This window comes from Sulfitobacter sp. 1A13679, from assembly GCF_043557115.1.
Lineage (GTDB): Bacteria > Pseudomonadota > Alphaproteobacteria > Rhodobacterales > Rhodobacteraceae > Sulfitobacter > Sulfitobacter faviae.
The window spans coordinates 14,752-24,235 of sequence record NZ_JBIFFO010000021.1 but is presented as its reverse complement, the minus strand read 5'-3'; the positions used below and the strand labels follow the sequence as shown (position 1 = coordinate 24,235).

8 protein-coding genes are annotated in these 9,484 nt (G+C 58.3%); 1 reads left to right on the top strand and 7 read right to left on the bottom strand.

Features of this window, described 5'->3' with window-relative positions:
• Nucleotides 1–2: 2 nt before the first annotated feature.
• From ACGYLA_RS15540 to ACGYLA_RS15515, 6 genes are all read right to left on the bottom strand, one after another.
• The gene (locus tag ACGYLA_RS15540) at nt 3–1,682 is read right to left on the bottom strand and encodes an ABC transporter ATP-binding protein (protein WP_120352690.1); all 1,680 of its coding nucleotides are present in this window, start codon (nt 1,680–1,682) and stop codon (nt 3–5) included.
• A gap of 35 nt (nt 1,683–1,717) precedes the next feature.
• Nucleotides 1,718–2,794, bottom strand: coding sequence for an ABC transporter permease (locus tag ACGYLA_RS15535; RefSeq protein WP_394433667.1), 1,077 nt, complete (start codon nt 2,792–2,794; stop codon nt 1,718–1,720).
• Between the two features lie 63 nt (nt 2,795–2,857).
• On the bottom strand, nt 2,858–4,225 hold the full coding sequence (locus ACGYLA_RS15530) for a CmpA/NrtA family ABC transporter substrate-binding protein (RefSeq protein WP_394433665.1): 1,368 nt from the start codon (nt 4,223–4,225) through the stop codon (nt 2,858–2,860).
• A gap of 262 nt (nt 4,226–4,487) precedes the next feature.
• Nucleotides 4,488–5,657: an ABC transporter substrate-binding protein gene (locus ACGYLA_RS15525; protein ID WP_394433663.1), complete on the bottom strand. Its 1,170-nt coding sequence runs from the start codon at nt 5,655–5,657 to the stop codon at nt 4,488–4,490.
• Nucleotides 5,654–6,238 carry an ANTAR domain-containing response regulator gene (locus ACGYLA_RS15520; RefSeq protein ID WP_120352694.1) on the bottom strand — a complete coding sequence of 195 codons (585 nt, stop codon included), beginning with the start codon at nt 6,236–6,238 and terminating at the stop codon, nt 5,654–5,656. Before ACGYLA_RS15520 ends, ACGYLA_RS15525 begins: the two co-directional genes overlap by 4 nt.
• Nucleotides 6,235–7,161 (bottom strand): LysR family transcriptional regulator, encoded by a 927-nt coding sequence (locus tag ACGYLA_RS15515; protein ID WP_394433661.1) that lies wholly within the window; start codon nt 7,159–7,161, stop codon nt 6,235–6,237. Before ACGYLA_RS15515 ends, ACGYLA_RS15520 begins: the two co-directional genes overlap by 4 nt.
• A 421-nt stretch (nt 7,162–7,582) precedes the next feature.
• On the opposite strand from ACGYLA_RS15515, the gene ACGYLA_RS15510 reads away from it, so the two are divergent.
• Nucleotides 7,583–8,338: an IS30 family transposase gene (locus ACGYLA_RS15510; RefSeq protein WP_394433738.1), complete on the top strand. Its 756-nt coding sequence runs from the start codon at nt 7,583–7,585 to the stop codon at nt 8,336–8,338.
• Between the two features lie 367 nt (nt 8,339–8,705).
• Here ACGYLA_RS15510 and ACGYLA_RS15505 read toward each other — a convergent pair whose 3' ends face one another.
• Entirely contained in the window at nt 8,706–9,440 is a 735-nt protein-coding gene (locus tag ACGYLA_RS15505; RefSeq protein WP_394433660.1) for a hypothetical protein, read from the bottom strand.
• Between the last annotated feature and the right edge of the window lie 44 nt (nt 9,441–9,484).

The following is a 9,484-nucleotide window of genomic DNA, read 5'->3' as shown; positions in this document are numbered from 1 at the left end:
GTTCACTCCGCCGCCATTGTTTCAGGGGTTTTGGGCTTGGGTTTTGCGCCGTGCTCATATTCCTCAAGGAAATCGAGCACCTCTTGCCTGTAGCCGTAGTAGTCAGGATGCTGCAGGAGCATCTTGCGCGTTCTGGGCCGGGGCAGATCGACCTGCGTGATCTTGCCAATGGTAGCCTGCGGCCCGTTGGTCATCATGACCACGCGGTCAGCCAGCAAGATCGCCTCGTCCACATCATGGGTGACGCAAATCGCCGTGACCTTGGTGCGCGACCAGACCTCCATCAGCACCTCTTGCAGCTCCCAACGCGTCAGGCTGTCGAGCATGCCAAACGGCTCATCAAGCAACAGCAGCTTGGGGCTGAGCGCAAAGGCCCGGGCAATACCGACACGCTGCTGCATACCGTTGGACATATCGCTTGCCCGCTTGTCCATCGCATCGCCCAGCCCGACCCGCTCCAGATAGTACTCCACCACATCCTGACGCTCGGCCTGCGAGGCGCGGGGGTAGACCTTATCGACACCGATCGCCACATTCTCTTTGGCGCTGAGCCAGGGGAACAGATTGGGCGATTGGAACACCACGGCGCGCTCAGGGTCGGCGCCCTCCACATGGGTGCCGTCCAACACGATGGAGCCCTTCGATATGTCGTTCAGCCCCGCCGCCATGGTCAAAACTGTCGACTTGCCGCAGCCTGAATGGCCAATCAGCGAAATGAACTCTCCCTTCTCGATCTTAAGATCGAAATTCTCGACCACCGTCAGCGGGCCTTTGGGCGTGGGGTAGACTTTGTGAAGCTGGCTGAAATCCAGATAACGGCTGCGCAATGTGCTCTTCTCTGCTTCGGCCAGAGCGGCGGGGAGGCCGTGGATCGGGGTCACGTTCGGCAAAAGTCGGGTGCCCTCGACCTTGGCCTCAATCCCAACATCCATCAGGTATTTGGTCACATCCGCGCGCAGGCTTTTGAAGGTTTCATTGGTGTTCATGCGGCCCCGGTCCCGAGGGCGCGGGATCTTGACGGGGAACTCTTTGCCCAACGTTCCATCTGGGTTCAGGGCGATGATCCGGTCGGCAAGGATGATCGCCTCGTCCACATCGTTGGTGATCAGCACACAGGTCTTCTTGTCGGCCTCCCAAATGTGCTCAATCTCATCAGCGAGATTGGCGCGGGTCAGCGCGTCGAGTGCCGACAATGGCTCATCCAGCAAAAGCACTTCAGGGTTCATCGCCAGCGCGCGGGCCACATTGACCCGCTGCCGCATCCCGCCCGAAAGCTCCGCCGGGCGGCGCGTAGCGGCATGGCCAAGGCCCACCATCTTGACGTAATGCGCAACTTTTTCGGCCCGCTTTGCCTTAGACAGACCGGGGAAGACCGTGTCCACCGCGAGGCCGACATTGCCGCTGACGGTTAACCAAGGCATCAGCGAATAGCTTTGAAAGATCATCGCGCGTTCCGGCCCCGGCCCGGTGACGGGTTTGCCCTTGAAGCTGACCTTTCCCTTGGACGGCTGCTCAAGCCCCGCCATCAGGTTGATGAGGGTCGTCTTGCCACTGCCGGAAAAGCCGAGCAGGACGAGGAACTCCCCCTCACGCACATCCAGGTTGATGTCCTTCAGCACATGGGTCGCATGGGTGCCCGAGCCAAAGCTCTGGCTAACATGATCGAGTTTCAGAATGCTCATGTGAGTGTTCCTTTCCGCTATCGCCGCAGCACTGCTCAGCGGTTGTTCGTGAAGGTAAAGAGCGACTGCAGGGCGTACATCACCCGGTCCAGCAGGAAGCCGATGATGCCGATGGTCAGCACAGCGACCATGATCCGGGCGAGCGAGCTGGAAGACCCGTTCTGAAACTCGTCCCAGACGAATTTTCCAAGGCCCGGATTCTGCGCCAGCATTTCCGCGGCGATCAGGACCATCCAGCCCACCCCGAGCGACAACCGCAGCCCGGTAAAGATCAGCGGCAGGGCGGAGGGCAGGACCAGTTTGGTGATCTTGGTCCAGGTGTTCATCTTCAGCACCTTCGAGACATTCACCAGATCCTTGTCGATGCTGGCCACACCCAGTGCAGTGTTGATCAGCGTCGGCCAAAGCGAACAAAGCGTCACGGTAATGGCCGAGACCAAGAAGGACTTGGACAGCAAGCCATCATTTGAGGCCGCAACGGCGGAGACCACCATCGTCACGATCGGCAGCCAAGCCAGCGGGGAGACCGGTTTGAAAATCTGAATGATCGGGTTCAACGCCGCGTTGGCCGTGGGCGAGAGGCCCGCCGCGATGCCAAGCGGGATTGCCACCGCACTGGCGATCAGAAAGCCAAAGAACACGGTTTGTATTGAGGTCCAGATTTGCTGGTAATACGTTGGCGCACCGGTATAGGCGCGCTCAACAGGGGGCATGCCCTGTTCGACGCGGCGTTCATTCAAAACCGCGACCTGCGCTTCGAATTTGGCACGGCTCTCGGCCTTGGCCTGCGCGTCCTCATGCAGGGTGACCGCCTCAGACCATACCTGTGCCGGGCCGGGGATCGCGCCGAGCGAGGTTTGCACTGTCGGGGCCAATGCCGCCCAAAGCGCGAGGAACCCGACAATCGCAAGCAACGGCACCCCCAACAGACGCCAGATCTCGGCAACTTGCGCCTTAGGGTTATCACCAGCGACGGCTTTCAGGATCGGGGTCAGCCATGCCAGCCCAATAACCTGAAACCACTTATCGGCGGTGTTGATCCGGGTGAAGCGCCTCTCAAGGCGCGCCGTGCGTGCTGGATCATCGGTAAAATTCGGGTCTGCGGTGCTCATCGAACTGTCTCCTGCAGTAATGGGAAAGGCACGGGCGAGACGGCTCGCCGGTGCCGCCGGGCCTCAGCCCTGAACTTCGTCGCCGACCACGGTTTGATCGCCTTTCAACCCGATTGGCAGGCTGTCGAGATAGGCGTTGGGGGCGCGACCATCGAAGGGAATGCCGTCGATGATATCAGCCGCAGGTGTCGGTGCTTTGAAGCCGTTGGCCTCCCAGGGGAAGTCTTCCTCCTTCGCCAAGCCGTCGTCGACCAGCGACCGGGCGGCCTCCAGATAGATTTCCGGGCGGTAGACGCTGGCGGCGACTTCCTTGAACCATGCGTCGGATTTTGGCTCAGCAATCTGACCCCAGCGGCGCATCTGGGTCAGGTACCAGATCGCGTCCGAATAATAGGGATAGGTCGCGTTATGCCGGAAGAAGACGTTGAAATCGGGGATGTCGCGTTTGTCGCCTTTCTCGAACTCGAAAAAGCCGGTCATTGAATTGGCAATCACCTCGTAATCGGCGCCGACATATTCAGGGCGGCTGAGAATCTCGACGGCTTCGGGGCGGTTGGCATTATTGTTTTCATCCAGCCACATGGCCGCGCGAATGAGTGCCCGGACAACCGCCTTGGTGGTGTTGGGGTTCTCCTCAGCGAAAGCATCGGTGATGCCGAATACCTTTTCGGGGTTGTTCTTCCACAGTTGGTAGTCGGTGATGACCGGCACGCCGATGCCTTTGAACACCGCCTGCTGGTTCCAAGGCTCGCCCACGCAATAACCGTGGATCGTCCCGGCTTCCAAGGTGGCAGGCATCTGCGGCGGTGGTGTCACCGACAAAAAGACATCCGCCCCGATCTGGCCCGAAATGTTATCGGGGCTGTAGTATCCGGGGTTAATCCCGCCTGCAGCCAGCCAATAACGCAGCTCGTAATTATGGGTTGAGACAGGGAACACCATCCCCATGTTGAAAGCCTCGCCCTTGGCATTGAACTCTTCGATCACCGGCACCAGCGCCTCGGCTGAAATCGGATGCTCGGGCCGTCCATCGGCCATCTTGGGAATGTTGGGCAGCATCTTTTCCCAAACCTCGTTGGAGACGGTGATCCCGTTGCCGTTCAGGTCCATCGAAAAGGGCGTGATGATATGCGCCTCAGTCCCGTAGCCAATGGTCGCCGCCAAGGGCTGCCCGGCCAGCATATGCGCGCCGTCCAACTGGCCGTCGATCACCCCATCCAACAGCACTTTCCAATTGGCCTGGGCTTCCAAGGTGACAAAAAGCCCCTCATCAAGGAAGTAGCCCTGCTCATAGGCAATGGCGAGCGGGGCCATGTCTGTCAGCTTGATAAAACCGAAGGTCAGCACGTCCTTTTCAAGGTCAAGCAGTTCAGCGTAGGCGGCGCTGGTCATCACGGTCGAGGCCGCAAGGCCAAGGATAAGGTGTTTCATGGTTGGTCCTTTTGAGGGCGTCCGCGGCGGGCGGAGGTGGATCGGGCAAATAAAAAAGGCCGCTCACTGACCATCGTTGCAAACGATGGAAAGCGAGCGGCCCTGCTCAACGTATCCCAGTCATCGGGAGGAATTCGGTGCAAGCCACGCCATTGTGGATGCAACTTCGATCATGCCGCAATGCAGCGCGTTCTCAACCCTATGAGGTCATTATCCAGCGAAAAAGTCGGAGACGTTTTGCCGTTGCATAAAAAATAGTCGCCTACAGCGCGGAAGGATCGAAAATTTGGCCGTCGAAAAACTCATTCGGCAATAAAGTCAGCCTCCCCCCCGCTGAAGCCACCGGCGTAGCGCGCGGAATCGCCCCTTCGACCTTTTCCGATGCGCCAGGCAAATCAGGGTCCAGCATGCTAAGATGCAAACGATGTAGATCTGAGCGGAACACGTTCGCAATCGTATCCGCAGTGGGATTGCCGCTGCCGTACGACTGACACAAATGTTGCGCGATCCACCGTGATTGGCTGCGCCACGGAAAGGTTGCAGCGCCACGGTGAAACTCGAGAAATCCATCAACCTGGCGGTGCGCCCCGCGGGACGAGACGATCAAGTGCCCCGACAAGGCCCGGTTGATAAGTTCCGACGGCACATCCAGATAGGCTTTGCGCGACAACAGATCGCTGGCGGCCGCATGAACATTCGGGTCGGCCAACCACCGGCCCGCCTTCCATGTCGCGCGCAACAGACGGGCAAGTAGATCGGGCTCGGCCTCTGCCCAGTTGGTGCGCACGGCCAAGACCTTTTCGGGTGCAAAACTCCAGATCGCCTTGCCCGGCAGGAGCAATGCACCGACGCCACGTTCAACCGCAACCGACCCCCAAGGCTCGCCTACGCAAAAGGCGTCCACCTCCCCCGCTGCCAGTGCGCTTGCCATAAGCGCAGGCGGCACGGTGCGGATTACGATCCCGTCCGGTCCGAGTGCTGATGCCCGGCTCCAGTAGCGCAACAGTTCAACATGCATCGAAAACGGGAATGGCACCCCAAATACGATCGGTCCGCGGCGGACCTGTGCAAGTGCTTCTGCCGCCTTGAAAGGATCAACAAAGTCGAAGTCATAGCCCAAAGCGCGCAGCCGGTCTTCGAGCGGTTTGCCAACCCCTATGACAGTGCCGTTGACCGACAGGACCGACACCGCCGACAGTGCGGTCGCGACCCCGCCCAACCCCATCGCCATTGCAACCGGCAGCGGCGACAGCATATGCGCAGCGTCGACACGGCCAAAGGCCAACATGTCTCGGAGTGATGACCACGACGGCGCGGCGGTCAAGTCCAGCGCAATGCCCTCAGCTTCGGCAAAGCCCAACTCATGCGCCACGATCAAGGGCGCGGCATCCACCAAGGGGACGTAAGCAACAGGGATGTTCGTCGTCTTCATCCGAGCAGCCCCGACGCGGTCACCAGTGCTTCGGCCACATCAGCCACCCGCCGCCCTTGGTCCATCGCGGCCTTCCGCAGGAGGGCATAAGCGGCTTCCTCATCAAGGCCCTTGGCCTTCATCAACAGCCCCTTTGCACGGTCAATCACCTTGCGTTCTTCCAAAGCGCGGCGTGTCTCGGCCAATTCACTGCGCATCTGACGCACCATCGCAAAACGCGCAATCGCAGTGTCCATCACCGGCTTTAGTCGGCCCGGCGCGAGCCCATCGACAACATAGGCCGAAAGCCCCGCCTCAATCGCCGCCTGTGCCAGCCCGCCAGCCGCACCGGATACGAACATCGCCACAGGACGCTCCAACGGGCCAGACGCCAGCGTCAGTTCCTCCATCACGTCGCGTGTCGGGTTGCCCGCGTCGATCAGCACAATGTCGGGCACATGGGCGGCGATCTTGCGGGCGAGGCCACTGGAATTGCCGACAACGAAAACGTCACAAACGCAGGCCTCTTTCAGCGCGTCCACGATCGCAATCGCGCGCTCTTGATCTTCTTCGACAACAACGATGCTTAGGGTCTTGGTCATGGGTGCCCCGCCACCTTCTGAACTGGTGGCGCTGTATCGGGGCGAAACTCCGACACCAAGAAATCAATGAAGGCGCGGGTCTTCGGGGGGAGATTTCGCCGGCCCGCGAACTGCACGACGATATCGGTGCTGGCAGGCGCATAACCGGGCAAGATCCGCAGCAACTCACCCGACTGCAGTTTCGCGTCCACCAGATAGCTGGGCAGCCGCGCAATACCGATGCCGGCAAGGGCGGCGTGAAAGATCACATCTGTACTGTTGCCTTCGAAATCCCCATCCGCGTCGAACGGCTGCGCCTCACCCGCCTCGACATCGCTCCATGCGTTCCTGCGGCTATTTCCGGCGATCCTCAGGCAGTTGTGCTCCGACAAATCGGAGAAGCTGGTTGGTGTCCCGCGCCGCTCGATGTAGTGCGGCGCCGCGCAGAGCACGCGGTGGCTATGCATTATCCGGCGCACGACGACATCGGGGTTCTTATGCTGCTCGGCAAAACTGACCGCCGCGTCGACACCCTCTGTTTGCAGGTCAATCTCGCGATCGGTCAGCTCGAGCGATACCTCAACCTCTGGGTTCACGGCCAGAAACACAGGCAAGGCCGGGATCAACTGGGATTTGCCAAAAGCCACCGTCGAGGCGATCCGCAATTTGCCGCGCGGCACGTCATCAAGGTTAGATATATGCGCTTCAGCGTCCTTGAACTTCTCTGCCATCGCCTGACATTTGAAATAGAATTCCTGACCTTCCGGGGTCGGCAAAACGCCGGTCCGCGTGCGGTTGAGTAGACGAAAGTGCGCGTGATCCTCCAAAAGACTGATCTGCTTGCTGACAGCGGATGGGGTTTGGCCCATGGACCGCGCCGCCGCGGAAATGCTCCCTCGCTCGACCACGGTGGCGAAGATCAGCATTTGCGCTGATAAATCCATGTCAATTCACTCGTATGTTCCCAGTTTGGCGCTGTGCCACCGCGCGCGGGACAAACTGCGAAGGGTTGGGAGGGTGCTCGCTTCTGTGATGCACCACGATACTGCACTGCAGCAATCAATCGAGCGATATGAGCCTCGATTCCCACGGGGCAGTTAGACTCAGAGGTCACTATTGATGCCGATTGCCTATTTTTTCATCGGTTTTGCAATTGCTTTCTACTGGAGACTCGCGAGTAAGCAAACGGGTTGAACTGCCCTCACGCCGAACCGCAGCTATTGTTGTGTGTCTGACGTCAGCATCCTTGGAACAGATTTGAGGATTTGAATAAGGGAGAATTTCTGGTTCATCTTATCGATTGGGAGATCGAGATGACTAAGAAACCCCCGACGTCGAAAGACGCAGCCGAGAAGGTGGTCAAAAATCAACCAACTGAGTAGCGCAGAACGACGCAGGATAGAACGCTGGAGACCCGTAAAGGTCCCTGTCGATGAGATGGCGCGCGCTCTAAAGCGCTGCAGATCAACGATATTTCTTGAGCTTAAACGCAACCATTTTTCGGACGAAAGCATGCCCGGGTGCGACGGCTATTACGGTGCCGCCGCCCACCTGATACAGGCGGAACGGCGTGCGCGGGAGCGCAAACTGATCAAACTTCCTGAGCTTCGCAAGGGCGTGATCGAGCGTATCAAGAACGGTTGGACACCAGAGCAGATCAGTAACCGCATGATCCACGAGCGCGCTCTCCTCAGGGTCTGCCAGGAAACCATCTATCGCTACATCTATTCCGAGGAAGGGAAGCGCGAAGACCTGTGGTGGTATCTACCGACCCACCGTGTCGCCCGCAGACCACGTCGCACCAGAAGGCGTAGAGAACCCAAATTCCACCGCGATGTCAGTATCCTGTTCCGCCCCGATGATGTGGCTCATCACCGTCAGTTTGGTCACTGGGAAGCTGATTTGATGCTGTTCAAACAGAAGCTTGACCAGACCAACGTCACCTCACTGGTTGAGCGCGTTCTGAACCACTTCAGGCCAGCAATTTTTTGTGAGCTATCGCGGAACCGTTTAAAGCCGGAGCCTTTTCAAGAAAGATCTGTGCGGCAGCTTGTATTGGTATATGCCGACACAACTCATAGCCTGAAAACTACTCCGAACCAACAAAGGAAGAATATTTAGTGTCCTATGGCGGCATGACCGCGCGCAAGGGCGCTCCACGGAAAGGTCGCTCTGGAAGAGCCAGACCATACGAGGACTGGCTGCACTGGGATCCCTCTCGGGGAACGTCCGCAGTCAAAAAAGGCGACCCGAAGGCCACCTTTCCCGAGCCCCCTCATGGGGGACAATAACATAGGAGGCCGGTCGAAACCGGGTCAGCCCTAACCCCTCAAGGGGAAACATGAAGGAAATCGCCTCGGTTCGCTGCGGGGCTGGGCGCAACCACCAAGAGCCATCCTCCCTCTAGCAATCTTATGGGGCTCTTTCCTTTCAAAACAAAATAAAAAAAGCAATCTGGAGGGCACGACAAACGTCGTGACGCGATACGTCACATTACTCCAAGCTCCCGCAGGAGGTCATCGTCCAATTTCGGCACGGTCAGCGGCGGAGGGGGCGCGATAAATTTTCGGACATGCGACTTTGACACCCGGGACTGATCCTGATCCATAGTTGTCCAGTCCAGGAAGTCCAAAAGACCACCTTGGCGCGTGTCCTGACTTAGGCGCGCGGCGGCATCGTGCATACTACCTGAGACCAACACAGTAATAGCATATGGTAGAGCAGGCGTAAGCTGCTTGACACCCGAGCAGTTTGCTCCCCAGACGTTCAAAACGGTGAGCGTATCCATCGTCAGATAAGCTTGCCCGGTGAGAAGCGTGTGGGAATATTCGTCGGCCATCCGCATCAATGTATCACCTACATAACAAAAAAGTTCGGGTCCGTGGCGCTTTTGAAAGTTCGAGAGCGCGTCTCTGAGACGTTCCGGCAGGTCACCAATTTCGACCCGTCGAAACGCTTCTTCATCCCATACAACAACTGCGTCAAAGACAAATTTGCTGAGGTGATAGGGCTCATCGGTGAACACGAAAGAGATGGCTCGGACTTCGGCGCTGGAGCCCTCCCATTGGGCACAAAGAGCAGTCAACTGACTTTGCCAATGCTCCTCAGGTGAAAATTCTGTTTCCATCGAGGGCACAGGGTCGGAACGATACCCCATCCATTGTTGCCCCTTCTGGGCTTTTTCAATCATGTCTTTGGTGTGGTTCAGAGGAGATTTGGTCATGGTTTACCTTTTTTGATTTTTGAATTTGCGGGACGTAAAGCGGA

What these genes read in the sequence shown, in the direction of transcription:
- ACGYLA_RS15540 (WP_120352690.1), bottom strand. Translation starts at nt 1,682, where the DNA reads ATGAGCATTCTGAAACTCGATCATGTTAGCCAGAGCTTTGGCTCGGGC.
- ACGYLA_RS15535 (WP_394433667.1), bottom strand. Translation starts at nt 2,794, where the DNA reads ATGAGCACCGCAGACCCGAATTTTACCGATGATCCAGCACGCACGGCG.
- ACGYLA_RS15530 (WP_394433665.1), bottom strand. Translation starts at nt 4,225, where the DNA reads ATGAAACACCTTATCCTTGGCCTTGCGGCCTCGACCGTGATGACCAGC.
- ACGYLA_RS15525 (WP_394433663.1), bottom strand. Translation starts at nt 5,657, where the DNA reads ATGAAGACGACGAACATCCCTGTTGCTTACGTCCCCTTGGTGGATGCC.
- ACGYLA_RS15520 (WP_120352694.1), bottom strand. Translation starts at nt 6,238, where the DNA reads ATGACCAAGACCCTAAGCATCGTTGTTGTCGAAGAAGATCAAGAGCGC.
- ACGYLA_RS15515 (WP_394433661.1), bottom strand. Translation starts at nt 7,161, where the DNA reads ATGGATTTATCAGCGCAAATGCTGATCTTCGCCACCGTGGTCGAGCGA.
- ACGYLA_RS15505 (WP_394433660.1), bottom strand. Translation starts at nt 9,440, where the DNA reads ATGACCAAATCTCCTCTGAACCACACCAAAGACATGATTGAAAAAGCC.